The following is a 26,813-nucleotide window of genomic DNA, read 5'->3' as shown; positions in this document are numbered from 1 at the left end:
ACAAATTTAGCTAATGAGGTGGAGTAGAAATGTCAAAGAAAAAAATGGGACTTCTTGTGATGGCTTATGGTACACCATATTCAGAAGACGATCTTGAGCGTTATTACACACATATCAGACGCGGCAGAAAGCCGTCTGAAGAGTTACTTGAAGACCTGAGAGACCGTTACAATGCGATTGGCGGGATTTCACCGCTGGCACGTATCACAGAAGAGCAGGCCAATGCCCTGACTGCACGCTTGAATGAAGCGCAGGATGACATTGAATTTGTAATGTATCTTGGTCTGAAACATATTGAGCCGTTTGTAGAGGATGCGGTGGATGAAATGAAAAAAGATGGGATTGAAGAAGCTGTATCAATCGTTCTTGCACCACACTTCTCATCTTACAGCGTAAAATCTTACAACAAGCGTGCCAAAGACCGCTCTGAAGAAATCGGCGGACCGTCTATTACTTCTATTGAAAGCTGGTACGATGAGCCGAAATTCATTCAGTACTGGTCTGAAAAAGTAAAAGAAACTTTTGATGGCATGACAGATGAGCAGCGTGAAAAAGCAGTACTGATTGTCTCTGCACACAGCTTACCTGAAAAAATCCTTGCAGGCGGCGACCCATACCCTGACCAGCTGAAGGAAACTGCGGACCTGATTGCACAGCAGGCAGGCGTTAAAAATTACGAAATCGGCTGGCAGAGTGAAGGAAACACACCTGATCCATGGATCGGACCGGACGTTCAGGATCTCACAAAGGATCTGCACGAACAGCACGGTTACACAGCATTTGTCTACACACCAGTAGGATTCGTATCTGACCACCTGGAAGTACTTTATGACAACGACTACGAATGTAAAGTTGTGACAGATGAAATCGGAGCTGACTACTTCCGTCCTGAAATGCCGAACACACAGCCATTATTTATTGACGCAATGGTCGATAAAGTAATGAAGACATTAGGATAATTGATATTCAATTTTATTGAAAATCCAGTTTACAGAAAGTGATGATTACTGTGACACAGTCAAAGCGGAAAATTGTTATTGTAGGCGGCGGGATCACAGGTCTTGCCGCTGCATACCGGGCACAGGAAAAAATAAATAACGAGCAGCTGGATGCAGACATTACAATCATTGAGGCAAACCACCGTCTCGGCGGTAAAATCCAGACGGTCGTCAAGGATGGGTTTGTGATTGAACGTGGTCCTGACTCATTTCTTGAGCGTAAGAAAAGCATGGGACGACTGATCAAAGACGTTGGCCTTGATGACAAACTTGTTCCAAATGCAACAGGTCAGGCATTTATTCTGGTGAATGATAAGCTGCACCCGATGCCAGGCGGCGCAATTATGGGGATTCCCACTCAAATTAGACCTTTTTTGATTACAGATCTGATTTCGCTGACTGGTAAGCTGAGAGCTGCAGGAGATTTTGTGCTTCCTAAATCAAATCATCAGCAGGACCAGTCTCTAGGAACGTTTTTCAGAAGAAGACTTGGAAATGAGGTTGTGGAAAACCTGATTGAACCTCTTTTATCAGGGATTTATGCAGGGGACATCGATCAGATCAGTCTTCAGTCAACTTTCCCGCAATATGGCAAGCTTGAACAGGATCACAAAAGTCTGATTGCGGGAATGAAAAAGACGTCTCCGGCTGCAAAAAGAAAGCCCGGTGATAAAAAGCAAAGTATGTTTTTGACGCTGTCTTCAGGTCTTGAATCACTTGTTGTGAAACTGGAAACATTGTTATCAGATTGTGAGATTCTGAAGGGTACAAAAGTTGAATCAATCAGCCGTGGTGAACGATATACACTAACTTTGAACAGTGGAGCCGAAATTGAAGCTGACTCAGTCATTTTCACTGTGCCTCACTTTACAGCTGGTGCTGTGTTCTCGGAATCCGGACTGATGAATCAGATCGAAGAGGTGCCGGCTACATCTGTTGCAACCGTAGCAATGGCCTTTGATCAGGGTGATGTAGAGGATATTCTGGACGGTACGGGGTTTGTAGTGTCAAGGAACAGTGACTACACCATTACAGCATGTACCTGGACACACCGGAAATGGCCTCATACGGTACCTGATGGCAAAGTACTGCTCAGATGCTACGTTGGCCGTGCAGGGGATGAAACAGTCGTGGATCTGTCTGATGATCAAATTGAAAAAATTGTGATAGATGATCTGAACAAAATCATCAAGGTAAAAAACACTCCTGAATTTACAATCGTTACACGCTGGAAAAAGGCAATGCCTCAGTATACAGTCGGTCACAGAGAGAGAATGGCTGATGTCAGAGCCGGACTTGAGAAAAGTTATCCGGGTGTATATCTTGCAGGGGCATCCTATGATGGAATCGGACTGCCCGATTGTATTGACCAGGGTGAAGCAGCAGCATATAAAGCACTAAATTATATACAACAATAAAAAAAGCGCCGATCGGCGCTTTTTTTATTGTGTTCCTGCACATTTATTACATACAGTTGTGTAAGCTTCAGCCTGCTCTTCCATATGTTCTCCACAAGATGCACATTTCTTTGGCGGTAGATTTCTGAAAAATTCCATTACGTTTTCAAGCATGTTCATCAGCCTCTCTTTTATGTTTTGTTATAGTACTAATTTGTTGTTATATGTATTGTATTATAACAGTTGAATAAAAGTCAAGGAATATTCTGAAAAAAAGAATATAAGTGAAAAGAAAATTTTTTTGAAGTATAGTAAGAGGTAGAAAACGCATTAGAGGAGGCTTTTGTCATGCAGGTAACCGTTGTGGGTTTTTGGGGAGGCTATCCCGCTGAAGGAGAAGCGAGTACCGGCTATTTAATTGAAGAAGACAATTACAAGCTGTTACTTGATTGTGGCAGTGGTGTACTAGCACAGCTTCAGCGTTATATTGCGCCGGAAGAACTTGATGCCATGCTGATTACTCATTATCATGCAGATCATACAGCTGATATTGGTGTGCTTCATCATGCGCTTTTAATTCAGCACTTTTTACAAAATAAAGATTTCAACGTAAAAGCTTTCGGACATACTGAAGACAGGCAGGGCTTTGAGATGCTTGCATATAAGGAACAGATGAGCAGTGAGCCTTATGATCCTGAACAGTCACTTGAAATCGGCCCTTTTACAATCACCTTTTTAAAAACAACCCATCCGGTGCCGTGTTATGCTGTACGGATTGAGAGTCAGTCAGGTACGATGGTATTTACAGCGGACTCTGCTTACCAGGACTCATTTGTTCCTTTTGCAAAAGATGCGGACCTGCTGATTGCCGAGTCTAACTTTTATAAGGGGATGGATGCATCAGGTGCAGGGCACATGACCAGTACTGAAGCTGCAGAGATCGCGCACAGGGCGGGAGTAAAAACATTGATCTTGAGCCATCTGCCACATTTCGGCGATCTGAACCAGCTGCTTGAAGAAGCGCAGGAAATTTACAGCGGCGAAGCACTGCTGGCATCATCAGGCTTAACGATTACATACCAGGGAGGAAAATCACATGTTATTTATCGATAATAAAGGCATTACAGATCCAAAAATTAACCTTGCGATTGAAGAATACGCACTGAAAAACTTAAATGTTGAAGAGGAATCCTATCTATTATTCTATATTAATAAGCCATCTATCATCATAGGGAAAAATCAGAATACAATAGAAGAAATTAATACAGACTACGTTGAAAAAAATAATATCCAGGTCGTTCGCAGACTTTCAGGTGGAGGGGCTGTGTATCATGACCTTGGTAACCTGAACTTCAGCTTTATCACAAAAGACGACGGCGAAAGCTTTCACAACTTCCAGAAGTTCACTGAGCCGGTTGTAGATGCACTGAAACAAATTGGAGTTCCCGCAGAGCTGAAAGGAAGAAACGATCTGCTTGTCGGAGAAAGAAAGATCTCGGGTAACGCCCAGTTTTCTACAAAAGGAAGAATGTTCAGCCACGGTACGCTCATGTTTGATTCAGAAATCGATAACGTCGTGTCTTCACTTAAAGTCAGAAAAGACAAGATTGAATCAAAAGGGATCAAATCAATCAGAAGCCGCGTAGCAAACATCTCTGAATTCCTTGAAGAAAAAGTAACGATTGAAGAGTTCAAGCAGCTGATTCTGCGTCACATTTTCGGAAGTGAAGAAGAAATTAAAGAGTATGTACTGACTGAAGAAGACTGGAAAAAGATCCATGAGCTGTCTGAACAGCGCTACCAGCAGTGGGAGTGGAACTTCGGGAAATCTCCAAAGTTCAACCTTCAGCACTCACACAGATTCCCGGTCGGCAGCATCGACGTACGTCTTGACGTAGAAAAAGGCAGCATTGAAAACTGCAAAATCTACGGAGACTTCTTTGGTGTAGGCGATGTGAGCGAAGTGGAGCAGAAGCTGATCGGTACACGTTACGAGCGCGCAGAGATTGATAAAGCGCTTGAAGATGTGGATCTGAAGCATTATTTTGGAAATGTGGATCGGGAAGAGTTTATTGATTTGTTGTATTAAATGTTTTGAATAAAATAGGATTAAGTTTATTGGAGCTTACTTACTAATATAACTATATCTAGGCGATCGAAGCGTAAGGCGGCGACTCCGGGACGATTAGTTGGAAGCTGAGACCCCACAGGCGAAGCCGAGGAGGCTCAGCAACAACCGTCCGGAAAGCGTCCGCCTGAAGCGCAGTGAGCCGGCTAAAGAGACTGAGACATAAATTGTCCAGTCTTTTTTATATTCAATGAAAGCGTTATCTTGATTACATCACTTCACTCCGTTATAATTAGTTTGAATATTCGCTTCTTTGTGGAGTAAAATGAATGACTGTTCATTCACAAGTGGCGAAGAACTAACCAAACGTAAAAGGGGATGGATTGGTTGAATTTATCAGATCGTTTACAGGAGACTGCAGAGCAGCATGCCGGTAAGACTGCCTATCATTTTTTAGATCAGTCAGCTACATATGCAGAACTGAATGGCGCCGTGAATAAGATGGCAAACTACTTTGACAGTATCGGCATTAAAAAAGGGGATCATGTAGGATTACTGCTCGGCAATTCGCCGCATTTTGTCATTGCCATGTATGCAGCACTCAGAACAGGGGCAACGGTAATTCCGATTAATCCAATTTATACACCGGATGAGATTGCCTATATTATCCGCGACGGTGATGTAAAAGCGATTGTTGCACTGGACCTTCTGCTGCCACTGATTGAAAGAGCACATGCAGCACTGCCTTCTGTTGAGCATTATGTTGTCTGTGAAACTGAACAGGGAACGGCTGAGAAGCTTGCAGCGCTGCCTGATGCAGTAAAAGGAAAAGTCATTGCTTTTACACAGGCTATCGGAACTCAGCAGCCGGTATTTAATGGACCTGAACTTGGAGAAGATGATACAGCAATCATTCTTTATACTTCGGGCACAACCGGTAAACCAAAGGGTGCCATGCTGACGCATAAAAACGTTTATTCAAATGCGAAGGACGTAGCAGAATACCTGAACATTACAGGTGAAGACCGTGTCGTTACTACGCTTCCGATGTTTCATGTATTTGCATTGACGGTTGTTTTGAATGCACCTTTGATCAACGGTGGCACCATGCTGATCGTACCAAGGTTCAGCCCGAAAGATGTATTTGATGTTGTGACGAAATATAAAGCCACTGTTTTTGCCGGTGTGCCGACAATGTATAACTTCCTGCTGCAATATCCGGAAGCGGAAGGCAGCAGCTTTGAAAGTATACGTCTGTGTATTTCAGGAGGGGCTTCAATGCCTGTTGCACTTCTTGAAAACTTTGAAAACAAATTTAATGTCAAAGTATCAGAGGGGTATGGTCTATCTGAAGCTGCACCGGTTACATGCTTTAATCCGCTTGACCGTGAACGCAAAGCCGGATCAATCGGCACATCAATTACAAACGTTGAAAATAAAATTGTAAACGAACTTGGTGAAGAATTGCCTGTTGGAGAGGTCGGCGAACTGATCGTCAGGGGTCCGAATGTGATGAAAGGCTACTACAAGATGCCTGAAGAAACAGAAGTGACAATCCGCGACGGCTGGTTATATACAGGAGACCTCGCAAAGCAGGATGAGGAAGGCTATTTCTATATTGTTGACCGTAAAAAGGACATGGTCATTGTCGGTGGATACAACGTTTATCCGCGTGAGGTGGAAGAAGTGCTATATGCACATGAAGCTGTTGTAGAAGCGGCAGTAGTCGGCGTGCCTGATCCAAATTTTGGTGAAGCAGTCCATGCATATGTAGTATTAAAAGATGAGTCTGTCACGAAAGATCAACTGCTGGCATTCTGTGCTGAAAAGCTTGCGAAATATAAAGTGCCTACTGTGATTGAGTTTATCGACGAATTGCCGAAGAATACAACGGGTAAAATTTTGAGAAGAGCGCTGCGTGATCAGGTGAAGCAGTCTTAAAACTGGTCGTGCATGGGAGGAGACAGGGAAGCCTGTCTCTTTTTCTTGTTGTCCGGGCTGAAAAATCTGCGCGCCGGAATAAGTTGAAAGGTGATTGAATTAATCTGAAAGGTGAGCGAAAAAAATAAAAGGTGACTGAATTCCGCAGCAGATAAATGGCCTTGAACGAATTAATCCAAAAGGTGATGGAATCATCCGGATTGCTGAGCGAAATAATCAAAAGCTGACGCAATAATCGCTCTTCATAAGCCAGCCGCTCATCCACAACCCCCTGATCCGCAACAACCCAAACAAAAACACCCCGCCCATCCCGGACGGAGCGTTCCAACAACTGCCTTACATATTCGGCTTCTTGTACCCCGAAAAAAATCTCAGCAGCAGATTAAAAGGAAACAAAATCGGATAACCTGCGACATCTGCTTTTCTTAAAAACTCAATAAACGAAAGCTTGACCTGTCTCTGCTGCTGGATTTTATCTTTATCTCCACGCACCGTGATTCTGTAACCATCTTCAAGCCCTTCAAGCTTTGCCTCAAAAGGTCCTTTTGTGCCTTTACGTTCACGTTCCACGTTCGGTTCTTCCATCATATGATTCACTCCTCATAGTCTGTCTGAATTTTTTTAGATAAAGCCCTTACCCGCAGCAGGCCGAATAAAGTGATCACACCGGCACCGCCGGCAATCAGCCATTCCTCAAGAAAGACGGCACCGTGAAGGGCAATAAAGGGAACAAGTGTGAAGTACACGGTTTCTCTGCGTCTGTCGGCAAGATCTTTCATCCGGCTGTCTTTTTTGCGGAAAGCTTCCATGGATCTTCTGTAGCGCTTTGGTTCTTCAATGGCATCCAGCAGCTTTGACGGGGCGGAAAGGTAAGGCTGAATGGTTCTCAGTACCGTCTGCCACGTATCACCTTCACCGCCGCGGTCGGATGCCCAGCGGACAATGGTTGGACGTGCCATTTCAATAAAGTCAGCTTCCGGATAAATGGTATAGATAACGCCTGTAAATGTGGAAAGGGCTCTGCCGAAGAATGCAAATTCAGTCGGCAGCTGAATCGGCTGGGTTCTCACAATGTCCTGAACGTCTTCGAGCAGCTTTTCCATCATCAGACTTTCTCCGTCCTGCCAATCGCCACTTTTATACACTGCAACGACCCGCTCAACAATCTCTTCTAAAATATCTTTATCTGCAGAAGGAAGAAGAAACTTCATATCCTCAAGCGCTCCGACAACTTCTCCGTAGCGCTCGAAAATCACGCCTTCTACCGCACGCTGAACGGCTTCCGCATCATTCTTCCGGATAACCCCCACCATTCCGAAGTCAATGAGGACGATCGTGCCGTCTGATTTTATTAAAATATTGCCGCCGTGCGGATCCGCGTGAAACATTCCTTCGTTCAGCAGCTGATCAACAAATAACAGGAGCAGTCTCTCTGCAAGATCCTCACGATTAAGACCATGCTTATCGAGGAATGAGAGGTCAGTAATTTTAGAACCTTCAATCCATTCCATCACGAGTACGCGGCGGGTTGTATACTCTTCGTAATATCTCGGGACAATCACGCCTTCAGTATCTTTAAAACGTTCCCCGAAAGCCACGCCGTTTTGCAGTTCTTTTTTGAAGTTCAGTTCATCACCAATGACATTAACCATTTCGCTGTACAATGCATTCAGATCTGCCTGCTTACCGAACTTCGTAAACTTCTTCGCGAGCCAGATGACGATTTTTAATGCTTTGAAATCAGTCCGGATAATGTAATCAATGCCTGGACGCTGGACTTTAATGGCAACAGAATCACCGTTGTGTAGCCAGGCATGATAAACATCCCCGATTGAAGCTGAAGCTACAGGTTTTTCTGAAATTTTATGCACCATATTGCCATAATCAGTATTCCATTCATCCTCAATGACCTGCTTTGCTTTTTCCCATGGGACTGGAGGGACGCGGTCTGTTAAGCCTTCGAGTTCAATGATAAATGAGCGGGGCATAATATCAGCTCTTGTTGACAGGAATTGACCGACTTTTATCATGAGACCTTCCAGCTTTAATGCTGTCTGCTTGTATTCCCGGGCCTGTTTGCCGGCAAGGTCTGACCATTTCTTCTCAACAGAAGGATCCCACCTTCCGCGGTATCTGCGGTTGAAAAAATACACCTGCAGAAAAAACTTAACAGCCATTGTTACAATTTTATAAATGCGGTAAGCAGCTACTTTTTTCGTCACAAACACCTTCTCTCATGCCTTCGCTCAGCTAATTACAGTTTACCACGCGGGCTTAAATCTAAACGGCTGTGAATGTGCAAGAAAGGGTTACAGATGCTACAATATGTAAATGAAAGTGCTTACATATTATGAGGAGGATTCAGTCATGGAAACGATCAAACTTGAACAGAAAAACGGTATAGCAGCCATTACATTAAACCGTCCGGAAGCAATGAATGCATTTAACTATCAGATGCTGACAGAACTTGGGCAGACAGCAGAAGCACTCCGGATTAACCCTGATGTCAGAGTCGTGGTGATCCGTGGTGCAGGGGATAAAGCATTCAGTGTCGGAGCGGATCTGAAGGAACGAAAGACGCTGACTGAACAGCAGGTGAAGCGGAATATTTATAAAATCGGGGAAGTCTTCAGTGCGATTGAAGCACTTCCTCAGCCTGTAATTGCTGAGATCAACGGGCACGCTTTTGGTGGCGGGATGGAACTTGCGCTGGCTTGTGATTTCAGGGTAGCTGATGCGGAAGTGAAAATGGGGCTGACTGAAACAAGTCTGGCAATTATCCCGGGCGCAGGAGGAACGCAGCGGCTTCCGCGGATTATTGGAGAAGCAAAGGCAATGGAGTTAATTCTAACGGCAAAAAGGTTCACAGGAGCAGATGCCTATGAGTATGGCCTGCTGACAAAAGCTGTCGCAAAAGAGTCATTACATGATGAAGTGACCATACTCGCTGAAGCAATGCTTGCAAATGGACCAATCGCCCTTCAGCAGGCAAAATACGCGATCAAAGCGGGGATGAATGCGGATCTTCAGACGGGATTAAAGATTGAGAGAAAAGCATATGAGATCACAATACCGACTGAAGACAGAGTAGAGGCGCTGATTGCTTTTTCTGAAAAAAGGAAGCCGGTGTTTAAGGGGAAATAATTAATGGGAGTGGGGAAACCTGCTCTTTTTTATTTTATTTCGGCAATAGAATTTTTCAGGCTGTGCGTGTGAGTTAAATATAGTAAAATGATTTTATTGTGTATAAACGTTTTGTCTGAAAAAGGAGGGATATGCATGCAAATGGCCGCAGTCAGCGAACAGAAATCAGGCTTTAAAGCGGGTATAAAAGCAGGCATCAGTATAGCTGTCGGTTATTTACCGGTTGCACTTACTTTTGGGCTGCTTGCAAAAACAACAGGGCTGACATTATTTGAATCAGTCTTAATGAGTCTGCTCGTGTTTGCAGGGGCAGCGCAATATATATCATTATCACTTATCGCAGCCGGAGCAGGTGCTGCAGTCATTATCTTTAATACATTTATCGTGAATATCCGTCATTTTTTAATGTCGGCTTCTTTAAATGAAAAGATGGAGCCTGAAACACGGGCGAAAAAATCAATTTATGCATTTGGTCTGACTGATGAAACCTTTACTGTGATTGCGACAAGAGAAGGGAAGACATCAACCGGCTTTGCATTAGGTGTTATGCTGATTGCGTATGGAAGCTGGGTTGTAAACACCGGGATTGGACATGTCATCGGTGCAAGTCTTCCTGAATTCCTGCAGCAGGCTATGTCAATTGCGCTTTATGCCATGTTTGTCGGTCTTCTTGTTCCTTCACTAAAAAAAGAAATGAAGGTTGTGTACTTAGCAGGTCTTGCTGCTGTATTGAACAGCGTATTTACAATGACGGGACTGCTGGATACAGGCTGGGCAATTGCTGCATCAACACTGATCTCTGCCATGTCAGTTGAAGTGATGACGGGTCTCAGGAAGGGAGCTGAGATCAGATGAATATGGTCCTCATTATTATTGGAATGGCAATTGTGACGTATATCCCGCGTGTATTGCCACTGACTGTGCTTGAAGGGAAGGAGCTGCCTCCGTTTTTTCAGGGAGTGCTGAAAAATATTCCGTATGCAGTGCTCGGTGCACTGATTTTTCCCGGCATTCTATTTATCCAGCCTGATGATATCTGGTTTGGCATTGCCGGGGCTGCGGCTGCATTTGTGCTTGCATTCCTTGGGGCGGATGTCATGGTTGTTGTTCTTGGATCCATTATGTTTTTATCAGTGTATATGCTGATAGGCGGCTAGCGGATTAATTTTTCTTCAAAAAGGGAAAACATAAGGGCAGTCATTAGACCTTAAGTGTTTTTTGGAGGAGAAAGATATGTTTAAAGAGAGAATAAAGTATGCGGGAAGCCGCTTTTTTAAAGAAGGCTATTATGACCATGCTGCACAGACGGCTTACTATTTTATGCTGTCCCTATTTCCTTTTTTAATTATGGTCGTATCAAGTACAAGCTTTTTACCATTTACATCATCCGATCTGATTGAAGTCATTAAACCCTACGCTCCGCAGCAAACATACGGTTTGATTGAATCGAACCTGACTGCAATACTTGATTCAGGGCAGGGAACAATTATTTCAATCAGTTTTGTTTCTACGTTATGGCTTGCTTCAATGGCTATTCAGTCGCTGGTGCGCTCTTTGACTGATATCTATAAAATTAATAAACGTGAAAGCTATATAAAGGGACTGATCAGTGATTTCTTTCTGACGATCGGTTTTGCACTGATTTTGCCGCTCACAATCCTTATCCCTTTAATTGAAAATGTCGTTCAGCGTATCGCTGAAGAGACTTTTTTGTTTGAAGCGGGCTGGCTTGTGATCTGGACACCTCTTCGTTGGGGAATTGGTTCAATCATCTTATTTGTGTTTTTCTGGGTTCTATACCGTCACTTGCCAAAGCACGGTCTGTCATGGAAAGACGTGCTGCCTGGCGCAGTGTTCGCCGTAATATTCTGGCAGCTGATTTCTGAAGGGTTTTCCCTTTTTGTCGGCTACGGAAATTACGGTCAGCTGTATGGCCAGCTTGCTTCTGTTGTCATCATGATGATCTGGTTTTATCTGACGGCCGCAGTCCTGCTGTTTGGCGCCTTATTAAATGTGTATGGTAAAGAAGGTAAAGAAAGGGGAAGTGGATAATGGCTGCTATTGTATTATTTGATGGTGACTGCAATGTGTGTGACTGGAGCGTCCAATTCATCATGAAGCATGACCGCGCAGGGCACTTTCACTTTGCTTCTTTGCAGGGAGAGCTCGGGCATAAGATGCGTACGACGTTTGAAGTGCCTCCGATGGTTGATTCTGTTCTGCTGATCGAGCAGGACAGGCTCTATATGAAATCTGACGCTGCATTGAGAATCTGCAGGCAATTGGATGGCCCGGTAAAGTTTTTGTCATACCTGCTGATTGTACCGCGGCCAATCCGTAACCTGGCATATGATGCTTTTGCAAGAAACAGATTTCACTGGTTCGGCAAAAAACAGTCCTGTAAGCTGCCGACACCTGAAGAAAGACGCAGACTGCTTGATTAGTCTGCGTCTTTTTTATACATATCTTCAAGAATCAGATAGTCATTTGATTTTTTGAGCGGGACTCTATATTCGTAGCAGTATTCTTCTAAACGGTGGAAGAGATCGTTGCCATCGAATTTGTAGAGTCTAGGGGAGCGGCCTTTATATGTTTTAAGTATGGCGGCTTTTGCAGCCCAGTTTTCGCGTCTGAATTGTATCTGGGATATGTCTGAATGGTTCAGTTCCCTGGTGCGGATGCGCCACTTGATAAAAAAGACGCTGTAAATGAGCCTGGAGTCTTGAATAGAGAATGAGTATTGAATAAATAATAAAAGAATATGATATATCATAAGTGCAATAAATGAAAAACGGTAAATTGGCTCATCCCATGAAAAAGCAAGAAAAGGTACCAGAGCGAGTGCCATTAGACTAATTTGAATTCGTTCTGTGTGAGCCTTATATATTTTTGGTTTCTGCCTGGTTTCTGTAGTTTCTGAGTTTTGCATCATATCCCCCTGCAAATCAGTCGTGCTCCAATTCTAACATAACTGGAAACTGGTGGAATAAAAAAAGAAGGCATCTCAGCCTTCTTTTTTTCCGTCTTGAATGGGTGTATAGTTTTTAGCGCGGAACTGATCTTTCAGCAGCTGGATACTTAAGACAAGACAAAGCATTCCTGTCAGCCAGACCAGCCCTGCTACACCAAGCAGAAAATGAATCTGATCAGAAACATTTTCTACTGTGGGGTCGTTAAAACCTCCTCCAATGCCCATAAAAAATACGATGTAAGCAATCATCGTCAGACCCAGGTGCGCAGCCATCCACAAAAATGCAGTTTTCATACGCGGAGCGCGTCGGATTGAATATAATACAAAAATAATTGCAGCAAGAACGGCTGCAACGAATCCCCATTCGATGATGAGCAGGAATGTGCTGTTTAATTCTTCAGTCAGCATGAGCGGGCTCCTTATCATGAATTATTATAGATATGTCTATTATTCATGATTCCGTCGGGAAATGCTACTCTGGAGAGGTGGAGATTTGGTGAAAAAAGTTGAACCCCCTGCATGTTTGTTGCCTGTCTGCAGGGGGATCAAGTACTACACACCGTGTGTGTCCTCTAATGTATTTAATTCTGCTGAGTACTTCATAAAAGCGTCCTGATCTTTGTTGTCTAACGCTTCGTTAATAGCTGTTACAAGCTGTTCCTTGCGATGACGGACCAGAATTTCATTTAATACCATGTCCACGTAAATCTCCATCATCGTCATTTCACTGGATTGTTTCTGAGGGACGGTTGACTCATTCATGAACTCTGCGAACGATTTGTTGTTTTCCATCTTCATCACCTCTGCTACTTTTTTTCATTATAGAGAATATCGGAAAGAATATCAACAGAAAGTTTTAAATTTTTAGACAATATGAATTTTAAGCTGAATATATACCGGATTGTTCGGGGTGAAGCGAACATATTTGGAAAAATTTATGTATACATCTGAATAGTAGTTAGTATATGATTATCCCATAAAAATATAAAGGAGTGATAAAATGGAATTTATGACAGCGACAGAAACTTACACTGTCAGTACGAACACAATGATTTTAGAGCCGAGGGTTGAAGACGGGAGTTTAACAGGTACGATTATTCACGAAAAAGGAAGATTACCTTTTTCAGTAGATATGAAACCAATGGAGATTATGGAACATTCGTGTCTGTATTATTTTTCATCCTACGAAGGACGCAAAACCTCATCAAGATTCCTCACAAACTTCAGTCATAAGCCTCCCATCGTTGTTGATCCAATATCAGATATTTATTTCTTCTCCACTCATTCAGATTCAAATAAAAAGAATTATTGGATTGCGCTTAATCACGTTGTCAGTATGGAAAAGAATGACGACTTAAGTAATGAAACAACACTGACCCTCTCAGGAGACAGAACGATTACACTTCCAATCTCGAGACGTGCCACGCATCTGCAGTACCTGAAAGCTTCCGTACTCTCCCTTAAACTGCATCAAAACATCAACGGCATCCGGGAAAGATCAGAAGATACCTACAAAACCAGACTGCATAAAAAACGCTTCGGGTTTGCAGAGTATCTCGACAGAATTGAAAACGTTGATCAGGACCGGATCAACCCTGATGACGGTGGAGACATAGACTTTAACCGACCGATCAAATAATACCTTAAGAGATTCTCAACGTGATTTCTGAGCCGCGGATTAAAATAGTTGTGCTGCTCTTCATAACCTTTATACACGAACAGATACATGGTAAAAGCTTCATCAGATTTCAGTTTTACGACCTTCATGCCGTGGTCTTTCATATACTTTTTCAAAGTAGCGAGCTCACGCTGAACAGCGATCATTGTCTCTTCAATTAACTCAATATAAGGTCTTGGGAGCTTTACACCACTCTTTTCAATCACAATCTGATCACGTTCAAGAATCTTCAGCACCATCGGAAGGTAAAAAGCATTCTCCAGCCGGTCCCGATCCTCAGTTGGAATCTTTGTCATTGAAATCTCCTCCTGTATAACGAACATGCGTTCTATATCATTTTACACAGATTTTCTGAATTTACAACTGGATTATGTTTGCATTATTCACAAAAAAATCTGATAATAGAACAAGCGGTTTATCTCGATAGCCGAAATATTTGATTCACCGGAGGAGATTTCATGACACAAAAGCGCAAAATCACAGCAGAAGATCTGTATAAAATTGAATCATTAACTGACCCGAGATGGTCGCCGGATGGCAAACATATTTTATTTGTTAAAACACATATCAATGAAGAACATACATATGCGTCAAATCTCTTTTTATATGATCAGGAAAACGAAGAGCTGAGCCAGTGGACATATGGAGACAAGAGAGTATCCTCCCCAAGATGGTCGCCGGACGGCAGGAAAGTGGCATTCGTCTCAAACCGCTCCGGTAAAAATCAGCTATACGTTTTATCTGTCAGCGGAGGGGAAGCGAAGCAGGTAACGGAGACGGAAAACGGGGCAGGAAACCCGGTCTGGTCACCGTGCAGCGGAAAGGTCGCTTTTACAGTATCACTTGAACCTGAGGATGCACTAAATGATGAGAAGAAAAAAGTAGATGATGATAAAAAGCTGAAGCCGTTTGTAACAGATTCAATGAAGTACAAAGCAGATGGTGCGGGCCTGCTTGACGATAAAAAGCAGCAGCTTGCCATTATTGATCTGAAGACAGAAGAACTCCGCCAGCTGACAAAAGGGGAAGACAGTTACGCGTTGTTTGACTGGTCACCTGACGGAAAGCAGCTTGCTTTTGCGACGGATGCTGATGCAGAAGATAAAGACTTTTCATTTAATAATGAGCTGTACCTGTACAATCTTGAAGATGACAGCAAAAAGCATATTCAGACGGCTGAAGGCTACGTAGGATTTGCTGCGTGGTCTCCGGAAGGCGATCAGCTTGCATTTACTGCTTCAGGCAGAACCTATGAAAATGCTACGCACAGTGAGCTCTGGATATGGAAAGAGGCTTCAGGGACTGCAGAATGTCTGACTGAAGGAATTGATGCTCCCGTCGGAGATTATGCAATTGGTGATATTCAGCAGGGCGCAAGCGTACAGGGAGCGGTCTGGGCTGATAATAACAGCCTGTTCTTCGTGATAACAGATCAGGGGAATGTCAATCTGTATTACGCTTCAACAGAAGGAGCAGTATACCCTGCTTACGAAGGAAACCATCACGTTTACGGATTTGATATACATGGTGACTCACAAAAGATTGCGGCTGCAATCAGTACACCCGAAAATCCCGGGGACCTGCATATCATTCACGTGCCAACAGGGGAAGCAAAACAGGTAACGCATGTGAATCAGCAGCTGCTTGATGAAGTTGAAGTAGTAGCACCGGAAGCGGTCTATTATGAAAGTACAGACGGTTATACAGTTCACGGCTGGTTTATGAAGCCGGCCGGGTATACAGATGGAGAACAGGTCCCGATGATTTTAAGTATTCACGGTGGTCCGCATGCGATGTATGCCAACACGTTTTTCCATGAAATGCAGCTGCTTGCAGCACAGGGTTATGCAGTACTTTACACAAATCCGCGTGGAAGCCATGGCTATGGTCAGGACTTTGTAAATGCAGTCAGAGGCGATTACGGCGGAGGGGATTATCGTGACCTGATGGCGGCAGTGGATGGCGCGCTTGAGCAATTTGACTTCATCGACCGCGACCGCCTCGGCGTAACAGGCGGAAGCTACGGCGGATTTATGACGAACTGGATCACAGGACATACAGACCGTTTCAAAGCAGCAGTCACACAGCGCTGCATCAGTAACTGGATCAGCTTCTACGGCGTCAGTGACATAGGCTACTACTTCAGTGAGTGGCAGATCCAGGCAGACCTTGGTGACATTGATACACTATGGAAGCACTCACCGCTTGCCTATGCTGACCAGATTAAAACACCACTCTTAATCCTGCACAGCGAAAACGACTACCGCTGCCCAATCGAACAGGCAGAGCAGCTATACATTGCGCTGAAAAGAAAAGAGAAGAAAACACGTTTTGTCAGATTCCCTGAATCAGACCACAACCTTTCAAGAACAGGAAAACCAGAACTCAGACTCGAAAGACTGAACCACCTGACCGGGTGGATGAATGAGTATATTTAATCAAAAGTAGATTGTTTTCAAAATTAATTGCTAGTGTAGTATAGGAAATTTCAGGTGAACGGAGCGGAAGGGGGCGACTCCAGGACGATTAGTGGGAAGCTGAGACCCCACAGGCGAAGCCGAGGAGGCTCAGCAACCACCGTCCGGAAAGCGTCCCCCTGAAGCGCAGTGAGCCGGTTAAGCGAAAGCTGAGACTATTATTTGTCTCAGCTTTTTAAATTCTCAATTGTCATAGTTTGTACAAAACAAAATAAGGGAAAAATATAGCCATAATAGGCGGTATTTTTCCTATTATGCTATACTGATAAAAAATAACCGCCAGTCTAATGATCAGAGGAGCGTTTGAATGACGTTGGAAACTCTAGAAGCATGGTTTACACTTGAAAATCTTCGTGAATTAATTGCAGAGTACCGGGCATTCGGACCGCTGATCGGTTTCTTACTGCCAGTACTGGAAGCATTCCTGCCATTCCTGCCGCTCGTCGCTTTTGTAGTGGCAAATGCAAATGCATATGGTGTTCTGTTTGGTATACTGCTCTCATGGGCAGGTGCTTCAGTAGGTGCGCTGATGGTCTTTTGGCTGCTCAGACGCTTTGGACATCTGAGGCTGTTTTACTTTTTAAGTAATCAGAAGCAGATTAGAAAACTGACGACCTGGGTGGAACGCCATGGATTTGGTCCATTGTTTCTGTTACTGTGTTTTCCCTTTACGCCATCTGCACTTGTCAACGTGGTAGCCGGATTATCACGGATCAGCATCATGCAGTATATGCTGGCTGTTATATCTGGAAAGCTTGTCATGATTTCTACGATTTCATTTATCGGTGCAGACATCGTTTCTCTCATCAGGGAGCCGGTTAAAACAGCTATCGTACTGGGTGTGATCGTTGTCTTATGGCTGGTAGGAAAAAGAGTGGAAAAAGTGATTAACAAAAAAATGGAACGTGACATATTGATGCACGAGCGTCATAGAAAGTCTTCCGGGAATGAAAGGTTGGAGAATAGATGGAATCGTGGAAAAAAGAAAGCTTCGAATGGCTCAAAGCATTAGCAGTAGGAGTCGTTATTGTATTACTGGTCCGCATTTTCCTTTTTTCAAATTATGTTGTAGAAGGAGTATCCATGCAGCCTACACTGCAGGATGGCAACAAGCTGGTCATTAATAAAATTGGTTATACAGTCGGGGACTTCGACAGATTTGATGTCATTGTCTTTCATGCAAGTGAATCAGAAGATTATGTAAAAAGAGTCATCGGACTTCCGGGGGATGAAATCTCTTATGAAGACGATCAGCTATATATTAACGGCGAATATTACGAAGAGCCTTACCTTGAAGAATTCAGAGAAGACGGCAAACGGTTAACAGGTGATTTTACACTTGAAGAACTGACAGGAGAAACAGAAGTACCTGAAGGACAGCTGTTTGTACTCGGTGACAACCGCGAGAACAGCCTCGACAGCCGCATCTTCGGCTTCATCGACCAGGACTCAGTCGTTGGCAAAGTCAACCTCAGATACTGGCCGCTGAATGAACTGGATATAAGATTTTATGAGTAATCAGGATTGATACAGAAATTTCAGGTGAGCGAAGCGTAAGGCGGCGACTCCGGGACGATTAGTTGGAAGCTGAGCCCCCACAGTCGAAGGCGAGGAGGTCTAATGGAGCCACAAAACGGCTCATCCAGGAAAGCGTCCGCCTGAAGCGCAGTGAACCGGTTAACAGGCTGGACCTTGCATTTAGATGCAAAGTCCGGCCTGTTTTCATTTCCCCATCACTTTTCATTAACAGCCAATTGTAAGATAATAGCTATATGCAAATGATAAAGGAGGCACAACCATGCCGCTTATAATCAAAACAGGACGTTCCGGAACCGGTAAAACAGACAGCCTGATGAGTGAAATTACCGCTAAGGTCAAAGAAAACCCCTCAGGAGATCCCATTCTTCTGATCGTACCTGAACAGATGACCTTCCAGTCAGAATACCGTCTGGCAATTGAAACAGGTGGAATGGTCAGGGTGCAGGTGCTGAGTTTTACCCGACTTGCGTGGAGAATTCTTCAGGAAACAGGTGGAGCCGCGCGCATACATATTAACCATACAGGGGCAAGCATGCTCGTTAGAAAACTGATCAATGAGCACAAGGATCAAATGGTCATGTTTGGACGTGCTGCGGGAAAACACGGCTTTGTCGGTCATGTGGAAAAAATGCTGACAGAGTTCAGGCGATATTGTATTCAGCCGGAGGACCTGCTCGAAAAAACAGCTGAAATCAGTGAAATCGCACCGAAAGCACTGCTGGATAAGCTGAAGGATATTGAGCGGATTTATTCAGGATTTGATGACCAGTTAAAAGATAAATACATAGATTCAGAGGATTATTTACGACTGCTTGCTGAAAAGATCAAAGACTCTGATCTCCTCAGCCGGGCAGATATTTACCTTGATGGGTTTCACAGCTTTACACCGCAGGAATATCTCGTTATAGAAAAGCTGCTCGAGAAGTCAAAATCAATGACAGCAGCAGTTACAGCGGACCTGCACTCGCCTGATCCGCTTTTATTCAGACAGACAACGGATACAGTCAACCGTTTAAAGGAGATTGCGGTTAACGCAGGGGAAAAAGCTGAAGTCATTCAGCTGGGGGGAAACGCAAAGTACAAAGGGAAAGGGCTGGCCCATCTAGAACAGTCATTTGAAAAGTTCGGATCAGTGTATGAGGGTCAGACGGATATGACCCTCATTGAAGCAACGAACAGAAGAGCGGAAACAGAAGCTGTCGCACGTGAAGTCAGGAAGCTTGCGCGGAATGAAGGCTACCGTTATAAAGATATCGCGGTACTAACCCGTAATGGCGATGCTTATCATGAAATCATTGAACCGGTTTTCAAAGATTATGAGATTCCTTACTTTATAGATAAAAAAAGAACGATGCTTAATCATCCGCTGATTGAGTTTATCCGTTCAGCGCTTGAGACTGTTACGAAGCATTGGCGCTATGAAGCAGTCTTCAGGGCGGTAAAGACAGAGCTTCTTTTCCCTGTAGAAGCCGATCATGAACTGCTGCGCGGGCAGATGGACAGACTTGAAAACTATGTTCTGGCACAGGGGATTCACGGTGACCGATGGAAGAGTGAGTTTTATTACAAGCAGTTCAGAGGACTCGATTTTGTAAGAGTGCCGCAAAACGATGAAGAGAAGATGATTCAGGATGATCTGAATGCAGCACGTAATATGATCACAGCGCCGATTGACCGGTTTGAACAGCGCCTGAAAAAATCAGGAACTGTACACGATTATTGTGAGGCTGTATTTGTTCTGCTTGAAGAGCTTGAAGTCCCGCTGAAGCTTGAACAGATGTCAGCAACGGCTGAAGAAAAAGGGGATGTGGAGTCTGCAAGAGAACATGATCAGGCGTGGGATGCAGTCGTGGAACTGCTTGATCAGTTCGTTGAAATTACAGGCGAAGACAAAATGCCGCTTCAGGAATTCAGTGACATTCTGGACTCCGGTATGGAAACACTGGAGTTTTCCCTTGTTCCGCCTTCGATCGACCAGGTGATTATTGCTGACCTGGAACTTTCCAGGCTGCCGGCCGTCTGCGCATCATTTGTACTTGGTGTAAATGACGGTGTGATGCCTGCGAGAATGCAGGATGATGGCATTTTAGCTGAAGATGACCGGATCTTTATGGAACGGGCAGGTATGCAGCTTGCACCGGGCACCAGAGAGAAGCTGCAGGATGAGGATTTTGTTGCCTACCGTGCGTTTACATCCCCATCAGAAAAGCTCTATATTTCCTATCCGCTAGCAGATGAAGAAGGGAAATCGCTGATTGTGTCACCTTATATTAAAAAGGTCACAGGCATTTTACCTGAACACCGGTTAATGCTTGCGGTGAATGATCCTGTGGAAGTTCCGGGTGATCAGCAGCTTGATTATATCTGTCATCCGCTTCCGACAGCATCCTTTATGACGTCACAGCTTCAGCAGCTGAGAAAAGATTACCCTGTTGAAGACATCTGGCGGGATGTTTATAACTTTTATGTCACAGATCCGTTCTGGAAGCAGGAGAGCAAACGTATTTTATCCGGCTTGTTTTATGAAAATGTGGCAAACCCACTCTCGAGGGACACAGCAGAGAGCCTGTATGGAAGCTCCATGATGGCGAGTGTGTCCAGGATCGAGCGGATGAACAGCTGTGCATTCCAGCACTTTTCAAGCCACGGGCTGAGGCTTCATGAACGGAGTATCTTCAGGCTGGATGCGCCAAACATAGGAGAGCTGTTCCATGCAGCGCTCAGATGGATTTCAGAAGAGTTACTGCAAAAAGGCATCAGCTGGAAGAGTCTGTCCCAGCGGCAATGCGCTGAACTCGCTCATCAGGCAGTCAGCCATATCGGTCCGCAGCTTCAGTATGATATTCTAAACAGCTCAAATAAATACCGTTATATCGCGAAAAAGCTGCAGGCGGTTATTCGTCAGGCTTCCTATATTCTAAGTGAACATGCAAGAGCGGGAGACTTTGAACCGCTGAGAGTGGAGCTTGGGTTTGGACCCGGTCAGGAACTGCCGCCACATAAGATCCTTTTAAGTGACGGGGACACGATGTCACTGCAGGGCAGAATTGACCGTGTGGATCAGGCGAGAAGTGACGGGAAAGTCTATTTGAGAGTCATAGATTATAAGTCGAGTGTCAGAGATCTTGATTTTACTGAAATGTATTATGGACTCTCGCTGCAGATGATGACGTATCTGGATGTAGCAATGACAAATTCACCAAAGCTTGTTCACACTGAAGCCGAACCTGCAGGTGTGCTTTATTTCCATCTGCACAACCCGGTGGTTAAGACGAAAAAGCCAATGAGTTCAGATGAAATGCAGGAAGAGATGCTGAAAAAGTACAAAATGAAGGGGCTCGTCCTTGGAGATGAAGAAGTCGTCAGGCTGATGGATATGACGCTTGAAGAAGGAAACTCTTCGATTATATCTGCCGGATTGAAAAAAGATGGGACGCTCCGTTCGAACTCAAAAACGGCAAGCAGAGATCAGTTTGATCACATGAGAGCCCATACGCGATCGATGTTCCGCTCAGCCGGTGACAGAATCAAAGCGGGGGATGTATCGATTGACCCTTATGAATATAAAAAGAGAACACCATGTCAATTCTGTTCATATCGTTCAGTCTGTCAGTTTGACCCGGCGCTTGAACAGAACAAATACCGTTCACTTAGAACCAAAAAAGCAGAAGATTTAATCCGGGAAGGAGGAGACATTCAATGATTCCAGTCAAACCTGAACATGTAACATGGACTGATGCACAGTGGCGTGCCATTTTTGAAAAGGGCAGTGATATTCTTGTCGCTGCCGCTGCCGGCTCAGGAAAAACAGCCGTACTTGTCGAGCGGTTAATTCAAAAAGTACTTGATACCGATCAGCCGACAGATATAGATGAACTGCTAGTCGTAACTTTTACCAATGCATCCGCTGCTGAAATGAAGCACCGCGTCGGCGAAGCGCTTGAAAAAGCACTCGCTGCTGATCCTGAATCGAGGCATTTGAGAAAGCAGCTGACACTGATTAATAAAGCGTCCATTTCAACGCTTCACTCCTTCTGTCTTGAAGTCATCAGAAAATACTACTACCTGATTGATATAGATCCCGGATTCAGAATTGCGGATGATACGGAAGCCGAGCTTTTAAAGGATGAAGTGGTGGAAGAAATTCTTGAGCACGAATATGGGATTCCGGACAATCATGCATTTATTGAATTAGTGGAAGCGGTGACGAATGACCGGAGCGATGATGCGCTTCATCAGATGATCAGAAAGCTTCATACCTTTTCGCGTTCGCATGCTGATCCGGACACCTGGCTTGATGGGATTGTCTCGTTACATGAGACAGAACATGTTCAGATTGATGATCATCCGCTTGCGAACTATGTGCTGTTTCACGTGCAGCTGGAGGCTGAAGGAGCCATTGAGCTGATTAACTTAGCGTTGGATACAGCACGGAAGCCCGGAGGCCCTTATCCGAGAGCAGTCAACTTTGAAGATGATCTCAGACAGTTGAATGAAGTCCGTCATGCCGCGGGATGGAAAGAAGCAGAAGCAGCCGTTTCCTCCTTTTCGATGGGAAGGCTGAAGCCGTGTAAGGGTGACGACTTTGATGAGGAGCTTGTGGAGCAGGCGAAAAAATGGCGTGATCAGGCGAAGAAAATGATCAATGATTTAAAAGATGGCTTTTTTGTCAGAAGTCCTGAACAGCTGCTTGAAGATATGAATCAGATGACCGGCAGGCTTTCAACACTGGTTGAACTCGTCAGAACATTTGAAAAAGCATTTAAAGCTGCCAAAGAAGAGCGTGGACTTGTAGACTTTAATGACCTTGAGCATTTTTGCCTTGAGATCCTGCGTGATCCTGATACGGGGGAACCATCCCAGGCAGCCTACCATTACAGGAACCAGTTCAAAGAGGTGCTGGTGGATGAGTATCAGGATACCAATATGGTTCAGGAAACGATTTTGCAGCTTGTAAAATCAGGCGGTGAAAAAGACGGTAACCTCTTTATGGTAGGGGATGTGAAGCAGTCAATTTACCGGTTCAGACTCGCTGAACCGAATCTGTTTTTAGGTAAATACCGGACATTCCAGCAGGCTGGAAGCGGTCAGAAAATCGATCTCGCTAAAAACTTCAGAAGCCGTCCGGAGGTGCTTGACGGAGTCAACTTTATTTTCCGTCAGATTATGGGTGAAATGGTCGGGGAGATTGATTATGACAAGGATGCAGAACTGATTCCGGGTGCACCTTACCCGACAGATCTGACTGTGCCTGTCAGATTCGCAGTCATTGACCAGGCTGATGAAGATGCACCTCAGGAAGAGATGCCTGAAGAAGTGATGGATGAACGGGAGCTTGAACGTTCAACGCTTGAAGCCCGTTATATGATCAAGGAAATCCGCAGTATGATTGATGGCGGCAGACAGATCTATGATGTGAAAAAGAAGCTTTACCGTCCGCTTGAGTACAGAGATATTGTGATCTTGACGAGATCAATGACCTGGACGCCGGATATGATGGATGAATTCAGACAGGCCGGGATCCCGCTTTATGCAGATCTGTCAACCGGCTATTTTGATGCAACAGAAGTCGCGATAATGGTGTCACTGCTGAAAGTGATTGATAATCCGATTCAGGATATTCCGCTTGCCTCAGTTCTCAGATCACCGATTGTCAGATGTACAGAAGAGGAACTCGCAAAGATCCGAAAAGCGGACCCAAAAGGTTCTTTCTGGAATGCACTACAGGCTTATATGTCTTCAGGTGATGAAGATACTGAACTGAAGGAAAAATGTTCATGGTTTTTAATTTCTCTCAGAAACTGGCGGGCTCTTGCAAGAACCGGCGCAGTATCTGAGCTTGTGTGGCAGCTGTTCAGAGATACGCAGTTTTATGACTTTGTCGGCGGGCTCCCCGGCGGCAAGCAGCGGCAGGCGAACCTGCGTGCACTGTATGACCGGTCGAGACAATATGAATCCACTTCTTTCCGCGGACTGTTCAGATTTTTAAGATTCGTAGAGCGGATGCGGGAAAGAGGAGATGACCTTGGTGCTGCCAGAGCGCTGAGTGAACAGGAAGATGTCGTGCGTCTGATGACGATCCATAAAAGTAAAGGGCTTGAGTTCCCGGTGGTGTTTATTTCGGGAATGGCCAGACAGTTCAATGAGATGGATCTGAGAGGCAGTTACCTGCTCGATAAAGATTTCGGCCTGGCATTATCATATGTTGATATCGAAAACAGGATCAGCAGCACGACGCTTCCGCAGATGGCTTTTAAAGAAAAAAAGCGTCTGGAGAACCTTGCTGAAGAAATGCGTGTGCTTTATGTAGCGATGACACGGGCGAAAGAAGAGCTGATTCTGATTGCCACAGTGCCGGATGCAGAGAAATTAAAGGAAAAATGGTCGCTGGCAGGCTCGTACAAATCATGGCTGCTGCCTGACTTTACGAGAAAAGGGGCCAGGTCCTATGCCGACTGGATCGGTCCGGCACTGGCGCGACACCCGCATGCGATTCACTCTGTCCAGTCAGGTCTGATTGAAGATCCGTCAGTATGGGAAATGCATCAGCACCATAAGCAGCTTTTCACTGAGGAACAGAAAAAAGAGGAGTCCGCGGCAGAATGGCTTACACATGTGAGAAATCATGAGCCGGTTCCGGGGCAAAGTGAGCATCATGAAGATATACAGCATCGCCTGAAATGGCACTACCCATACGAGGAAGCCGCAATGGTTAAATCAAAGCAGTCTGTTTCTTCTATTAAACGCCAGCACGAAACGCTGGATGAAACCGGCGCAGATTCAATCGTCAAGCCTTCTAAGAAATTATATGGGCGTCCTGCTTTTCTTCAGCAGGAGAAAATGACGGCTGCAGAAAAAGGTACAGTTATGCATACCGTTATGCAGCAGGTGCCGCTGCAGCACACCCCTGAGCGGGAAGAGATTGAATCGTTAGTTGCCAGTCTTGTGGTGCGTGAAATTCTGACTGAAGAACAGGCGGAAACGGTCAGATTGAATCATGTTGCGTCATTTTTCCAGTCACCGCTTGGCAGACGGATGATCAATGCAAATCAGGTGAGACGTGAAGTGCCGTTTACGTATGCAGCTGCCCCGGCTGAAGCTGGTATTCAACTGAATGTAGATGATCCGGTCTTAATACAGGGGATTGCAGACTGTCTGTTTGAAGATGATCAGGGGCTTGTGCTGCTTGATTACAAAACGGATTATGTAGACCGCGCAGACCCTGATGTCAACGCGAAGCTGGCGGAGCGTTACAGACTTCAGCTTTCACTTTACCGCCAGGCACTTGAAAAAAGCCTGAACAGAAAAATTGATGAAGTTTATTTATACTTTTTCAACGCTGATTTAACGATTAAAGTAGAAGAGAACTGACCTGCATAGACTGGTCAGCCGGAGGGATATGTTTTGAGTTTACAGCCAATCGGTTCACAGCAGAGAATGCAGAACCTCGATGTGATCAGAGGTTTTTCTCTGCTTGGAATATTTATTGTCAATATGATTTCATTTCACTCACCTTTTTACTATTATGATCCGTATGCATGGTGGGGGGATTCTATTAACAGGCCGGTTTACTGGTGGATCGATGTATTTGTTCAGGCGAGCTTTTACCCGATCTTTGCAATGATGTTCGGAGCGGGTCTGGCGATACAATTTATGAGGGCATCAGAAAAGGGTACGGTCTTTACTTCTTTTGCTGTCAGGAGATTAATCATTCTGCTGGGCATTGGCATGATACATGCGTTTTTAGTGTGGTCAGGGGATATTCTGATTACGTACGCTGTTACCGGGTTTATTCTGATCTGGATGCTGAAGCTGAGCGGAAAAATGCTGTTGATTCTTGGGTTTACTGTTTATTTATTGCCACAAGGGCTCCTGACAGGGATCATGTTTTTCGCTTCCATGGTGGACCCGATGACTGTTACTTATTTCAGTTCAGTACAGGATATTGAATCCTCAGTGGCAAACTACGGTAACGGAACATTTACACAGATTTTCGGTCAGCGTCTCGATGACTGGGAATATGCAAACAGTCCTGAGGGATTTGTTTCAATCATCATCGTCATTTTACCTTTGATGATGATCGGAGCAGGTGCAGCCAAGTTGAAATTATTCCAGCGGGCAGCTGAAAAGAAGAAACTGCTTGGTATGTTAACGGTGGTATTTTTAGGAATCGGCATTGCATTAAAAACTGCTCCTTACTGGGGAGAACAGAACCTGGCTTATGTCTTTATGCAGGATTACGTTGGCGGACCGCTTGTAGGGATGGGGTATATGACACTGCTGTTACTCATTATGACAGCAGCAGTATCAGTGAAGCTGCTTCAGCCTTTGGCGAAAACAGGGCGTATGGCGCTGACAACTTATCTGACCCAATCTGTTATCGGAACGCTGATCTTCTATAATTACGGATTTGGTCTGTACGGTGAAGTCACACTGATGACCGGTACACTGATCGCGCTCGGGATATTTGTTATGCAGGTGATCTTCGCAGAAATCTGGTTATCTAAATTTAATCAGGGGCCTGTCGAGAAATTATGGAGAAAACTGTCGTATTCCAGAAAATAAAACTGTAAGAATAGAAGAAAAAATGTATAATAGAA

The 26,813-nt window shown here is 44.6% G+C and carries 24 protein-coding genes; 17 read left to right on the top strand and 7 right to left on the bottom strand.

What is annotated here, in order from left to right:
* Positions 1 to 29: 29 nt before the first annotated feature.
* Positions 30 to 959: a ferrochelatase gene (hemH, locus tag UFB30_RS12520; protein ID WP_322422035.1), complete on the top strand. Its 930-nt coding sequence runs from the start codon at positions 30 to 32 to the stop codon at positions 957 to 959.
* Between the two features lie 50 nt (positions 960 to 1,009).
* The gene (hemY, locus tag UFB30_RS12515; RefSeq protein WP_322422034.1) at positions 1,010 to 2,416 is read left to right on the top strand and encodes a protoporphyrinogen oxidase; all 1,407 of its coding nucleotides are present in this window, start codon (positions 1,010 to 1,012) and stop codon (positions 2,414 to 2,416) included.
* 24 nt (positions 2,417 to 2,440) lie between these two features.
* Here the strand turns inward: hemY and yhfH are convergent, their stop codons facing one another.
* Complete coding sequence (gene yhfH, locus UFB30_RS12510) at positions 2,441 to 2,569, bottom strand: protein YhfH (protein WP_322422112.1); 129 nt, start codon at positions 2,567 to 2,569, stop codon at positions 2,441 to 2,443.
* A gap of 174 nt (positions 2,570 to 2,743) precedes the next feature.
* Between yhfH and UFB30_RS12505 the strand changes: the two genes are divergently transcribed.
* From UFB30_RS12505 to UFB30_RS12495, 3 genes are all read left to right on the top strand, one after another.
* A complete protein-coding gene (locus UFB30_RS12505) occupies positions 2,744 to 3,508 on the top strand; it encodes an MBL fold metallo-hydrolase (protein ID WP_322422033.1) in 765 nt (254 codons plus the stop codon).
* A complete protein-coding gene (lplA, locus tag UFB30_RS12500) occupies positions 3,492 to 4,484 on the top strand; it encodes a lipoate--protein ligase (protein WP_322422032.1) in 993 nt (330 codons plus the stop codon). Before UFB30_RS12505 ends, lplA begins: the two co-directional genes overlap by 17 nt.
* Positions 4,485 to 4,850: 366 nt before the next feature.
* On the top strand, positions 4,851 to 6,404 hold the full coding sequence (locus UFB30_RS12495) for a fatty acid--CoA ligase family protein (protein WP_322422031.1): 1,554 nt from the start codon (positions 4,851 to 4,853) through the stop codon (positions 6,402 to 6,404).
* Between the two features lie 336 nt (positions 6,405 to 6,740).
* Here the strand turns inward: UFB30_RS12495 and UFB30_RS12490 are convergent, their stop codons facing one another.
* Together UFB30_RS12490 and UFB30_RS12485 are read right to left on the bottom strand one after the other, a co-directional pair.
* Entirely contained in the window at positions 6,741 to 6,992 is a 252-nt protein-coding gene (locus UFB30_RS12490) for a hypothetical protein (RefSeq protein WP_322422030.1), read from the bottom strand.
* A 5-nt stretch (positions 6,993 to 6,997) separates the two neighbouring features.
* Positions 6,998 to 8,626, bottom strand: coding sequence for an ABC1 kinase family protein (locus UFB30_RS12485; protein WP_322422029.1), 1,629 nt, complete (start codon positions 8,624 to 8,626; stop codon positions 6,998 to 7,000).
* A gap of 145 nt (positions 8,627 to 8,771) precedes the next feature.
* Between UFB30_RS12485 and UFB30_RS12480 the strand changes: the two genes are divergently transcribed.
* The 5 genes from UFB30_RS12480 to UFB30_RS12460 all read left to right on the top strand — a co-directional run bounded on the left by UFB30_RS12480 (position 8,772) and on the right by UFB30_RS12460 (position 11,992).
* Complete coding sequence (locus tag UFB30_RS12480) at positions 8,772 to 9,548, top strand: enoyl-CoA hydratase-related protein (RefSeq protein ID WP_322422028.1); 777 nt, start codon at positions 8,772 to 8,774, stop codon at positions 9,546 to 9,548.
* A gap of 135 nt (positions 9,549 to 9,683) precedes the next feature.
* Positions 9,684 to 10,403, top strand: a complete 720-nt coding sequence (locus UFB30_RS12475; RefSeq protein WP_322422027.1) for an AzlC family ABC transporter permease — start codon at positions 9,684 to 9,686, stop codon at positions 10,401 to 10,403.
* A complete protein-coding gene (locus tag UFB30_RS12470; RefSeq protein ID WP_322422026.1) occupies positions 10,400 to 10,705 on the top strand; it encodes an AzlD domain-containing protein in 306 nt (101 codons plus the stop codon). Before UFB30_RS12475 ends, UFB30_RS12470 begins: the two co-directional genes overlap by 4 nt.
* Positions 10,706 to 10,781: 76 nt before the next feature.
* The gene (locus UFB30_RS12465) at positions 10,782 to 11,600 is read left to right on the top strand and encodes a YihY/virulence factor BrkB family protein (RefSeq protein WP_322422025.1); all 819 of its coding nucleotides are present in this window, start codon (positions 10,782 to 10,784) and stop codon (positions 11,598 to 11,600) included.
* Entirely contained in the window at positions 11,600 to 11,992 is a 393-nt protein-coding gene (locus UFB30_RS12460; RefSeq protein WP_322422024.1) for a thiol-disulfide oxidoreductase DCC family protein, read from the top strand. Before UFB30_RS12465 ends, UFB30_RS12460 begins: the two co-directional genes overlap by 1 nt.
* Here UFB30_RS12460 and UFB30_RS12455 read toward each other — a convergent pair.
* From UFB30_RS12455 to UFB30_RS12445, 3 genes are all read right to left on the bottom strand, one after another.
* The gene (locus UFB30_RS12455) at positions 11,989 to 12,477 is read right to left on the bottom strand and encodes a hypothetical protein (protein ID WP_322422023.1); all 489 of its coding nucleotides are present in this window, start codon (positions 12,475 to 12,477) and stop codon (positions 11,989 to 11,991) included. The genes UFB30_RS12460 and UFB30_RS12455 overlap by 4 nt on opposite strands.
* A gap of 75 nt (positions 12,478 to 12,552) precedes the next feature.
* Entirely contained in the window at positions 12,553 to 12,927 is a 375-nt protein-coding gene (locus UFB30_RS12450; protein ID WP_322422022.1) for a hypothetical protein, read from the bottom strand.
* Positions 12,928 to 13,071: 144 nt separating this feature from the next.
* Positions 13,072 to 13,311: an IDEAL domain-containing protein gene (locus UFB30_RS12445; protein WP_039808385.1), complete on the bottom strand. Its 240-nt coding sequence runs from the start codon at positions 13,309 to 13,311 to the stop codon at positions 13,072 to 13,074.
* Between the two features lie 208 nt (positions 13,312 to 13,519).
* On the opposite strand from UFB30_RS12445, the gene UFB30_RS12440 reads away from it, so the two are divergent.
* Positions 13,520 to 14,158 carry a competence protein ComK gene (locus tag UFB30_RS12440; RefSeq protein WP_322422021.1) on the top strand — a complete coding sequence of 213 codons (639 nt, stop codon included), beginning with the start codon at positions 13,520 to 13,522 and terminating at the stop codon, positions 14,156 to 14,158.
* On the opposite strand, the gene UFB30_RS12435 is transcribed toward UFB30_RS12440, so the two are convergent.
* On the bottom strand, positions 14,098 to 14,493 hold the full coding sequence (locus UFB30_RS12435) for a YhjD family protein (RefSeq protein WP_322422020.1): 396 nt from the start codon (positions 14,491 to 14,493) through the stop codon (positions 14,098 to 14,100). The genes UFB30_RS12440 and UFB30_RS12435 overlap by 61 nt on opposite strands.
* Positions 14,494 to 14,655: 162 nt before the next feature.
* Between UFB30_RS12435 and UFB30_RS12430 the strand changes: the two genes are divergently transcribed.
* The 6 genes from UFB30_RS12430 (at position 14,656) to UFB30_RS12405 (ending at position 26,778) form a co-directional block, all read left to right on the top strand.
* The gene (locus UFB30_RS12430; protein ID WP_322422019.1) at positions 14,656 to 16,635 is read left to right on the top strand and encodes a S9 family peptidase; all 1,980 of its coding nucleotides are present in this window, start codon (positions 14,656 to 14,658) and stop codon (positions 16,633 to 16,635) included.
* Between the two features lie 346 nt (positions 16,636 to 16,981).
* A complete protein-coding gene (locus UFB30_RS12425) occupies positions 16,982 to 17,686 on the top strand; it encodes a TVP38/TMEM64 family protein (protein ID WP_322422018.1) in 705 nt (234 codons plus the stop codon).
* Complete coding sequence (lepB, locus tag UFB30_RS12420) at positions 17,641 to 18,192, top strand: signal peptidase I (RefSeq protein WP_322422017.1); 552 nt, start codon at positions 17,641 to 17,643, stop codon at positions 18,190 to 18,192. Before UFB30_RS12425 ends, lepB begins: the two co-directional genes overlap by 46 nt.
* A 280-nt stretch (positions 18,193 to 18,472) precedes the next feature.
* On the top strand, positions 18,473 to 21,916 hold the full coding sequence (addB, locus tag UFB30_RS12415; RefSeq protein WP_322422016.1) for a helicase-exonuclease AddAB subunit AddB: 3,444 nt from the start codon (positions 18,473 to 18,475) through the stop codon (positions 21,914 to 21,916).
* Positions 21,913 to 25,584 carry a helicase-exonuclease AddAB subunit AddA gene (gene addA / locus UFB30_RS12410; protein ID WP_322422015.1) on the top strand — a complete coding sequence of 1,224 codons (3,672 nt, stop codon included), beginning with the start codon at positions 21,913 to 21,915 and terminating at the stop codon, positions 25,582 to 25,584. The genes addB and addA overlap by 4 nt, the downstream gene beginning before the upstream one ends.
* A 33-nt stretch (positions 25,585 to 25,617) precedes the next feature.
* The gene (locus tag UFB30_RS12405; protein WP_322422014.1) at positions 25,618 to 26,778 is read left to right on the top strand and encodes a DUF418 domain-containing protein; all 1,161 of its coding nucleotides are present in this window, start codon (positions 25,618 to 25,620) and stop codon (positions 26,776 to 26,778) included.
* Positions 26,779 to 26,813: the final 35 nt, after the last annotated feature.

This window comes from Jeotgalibacillus haloalkalitolerans (genome assembly GCF_034427455.1).
GTDB lineage: Bacteria > Bacillota > Bacilli > Bacillales > Jeotgalibacillaceae > Jeotgalibacillus > Jeotgalibacillus haloalkalitolerans.
The sequence above is the reverse complement of the archived record's forward strand: the minus strand, read 5'-3'. Positions and strand labels throughout refer to the sequence as shown.

Excerpts from the sequence above, each read along its gene's own strand:
- hemH (WP_322422035.1), top strand. The coding sequence starts at position 30 with ATGTCAAAGAAAAAAATGGGACTTCTTGTGATGGCTTATGGTACACCA.
- yhfH (WP_322422112.1), bottom strand. The coding sequence starts at position 2,569 with ATGCTTGAAAACGTAATGGAATTTTTCAGAAATCTACCGCCAAAGAAA.
- UFB30_RS12505 (WP_322422033.1), top strand. The coding sequence starts at position 2,744 with ATGCAGGTAACCGTTGTGGGTTTTTGGGGAGGCTATCCCGCTGAAGGA.
- lplA (WP_322422032.1), top strand. The coding sequence starts at position 3,492 with ATGTTATTTATCGATAATAAAGGCATTACAGATCCAAAAATTAACCTT.
- UFB30_RS12490 (WP_322422030.1), bottom strand. The coding sequence starts at position 6,992 with ATGATGGAAGAACCGAACGTGGAACGTGAACGTAAAGGCACAAAAGGA.
- UFB30_RS12480 (WP_322422028.1), top strand. The coding sequence starts at position 8,772 with ATGGAAACGATCAAACTTGAACAGAAAAACGGTATAGCAGCCATTACA.
- UFB30_RS12475 (WP_322422027.1), top strand. The coding sequence starts at position 9,684 with ATGCAAATGGCCGCAGTCAGCGAACAGAAATCAGGCTTTAAAGCGGGT.
- UFB30_RS12470 (WP_322422026.1), top strand. The coding sequence starts at position 10,400 with ATGAATATGGTCCTCATTATTATTGGAATGGCAATTGTGACGTATATC.
- UFB30_RS12465 (WP_322422025.1), top strand. The coding sequence starts at position 10,782 with ATGTTTAAAGAGAGAATAAAGTATGCGGGAAGCCGCTTTTTTAAAGAA.
- UFB30_RS12460 (WP_322422024.1), top strand. The coding sequence starts at position 11,600 with ATGGCTGCTATTGTATTATTTGATGGTGACTGCAATGTGTGTGACTGG.
- UFB30_RS12455 (WP_322422023.1), bottom strand. The coding sequence starts at position 12,477 with ATGCAAAACTCAGAAACTACAGAAACCAGGCAGAAACCAAAAATATAT.
- UFB30_RS12450 (WP_322422022.1), bottom strand. The coding sequence starts at position 12,927 with ATGCTGACTGAAGAATTAAACAGCACATTCCTGCTCATCATCGAATGG.
- UFB30_RS12445 (WP_039808385.1), bottom strand. The coding sequence starts at position 13,311 with ATGGAAAACAACAAATCGTTCGCAGAGTTCATGAATGAGTCAACCGTC.
- UFB30_RS12440 (WP_322422021.1), top strand. The coding sequence starts at position 13,520 with ATGGAATTTATGACAGCGACAGAAACTTACACTGTCAGTACGAACACA.
- UFB30_RS12435 (WP_322422020.1), bottom strand. The coding sequence starts at position 14,493 with ATGACAAAGATTCCAACTGAGGATCGGGACCGGCTGGAGAATGCTTTT.
- UFB30_RS12430 (WP_322422019.1), top strand. The coding sequence starts at position 14,656 with ATGACACAAAAGCGCAAAATCACAGCAGAAGATCTGTATAAAATTGAA.
- UFB30_RS12425 (WP_322422018.1), top strand. The coding sequence starts at position 16,982 with ATGACGTTGGAAACTCTAGAAGCATGGTTTACACTTGAAAATCTTCGT.
- lepB (WP_322422017.1), top strand. The coding sequence starts at position 17,641 with ATGGAATCGTGGAAAAAAGAAAGCTTCGAATGGCTCAAAGCATTAGCA.
- addB (WP_322422016.1), top strand. The coding sequence starts at position 18,473 with ATGCCGCTTATAATCAAAACAGGACGTTCCGGAACCGGTAAAACAGAC.
- addA (WP_322422015.1), top strand. The coding sequence starts at position 21,913 with ATGATTCCAGTCAAACCTGAACATGTAACATGGACTGATGCACAGTGG.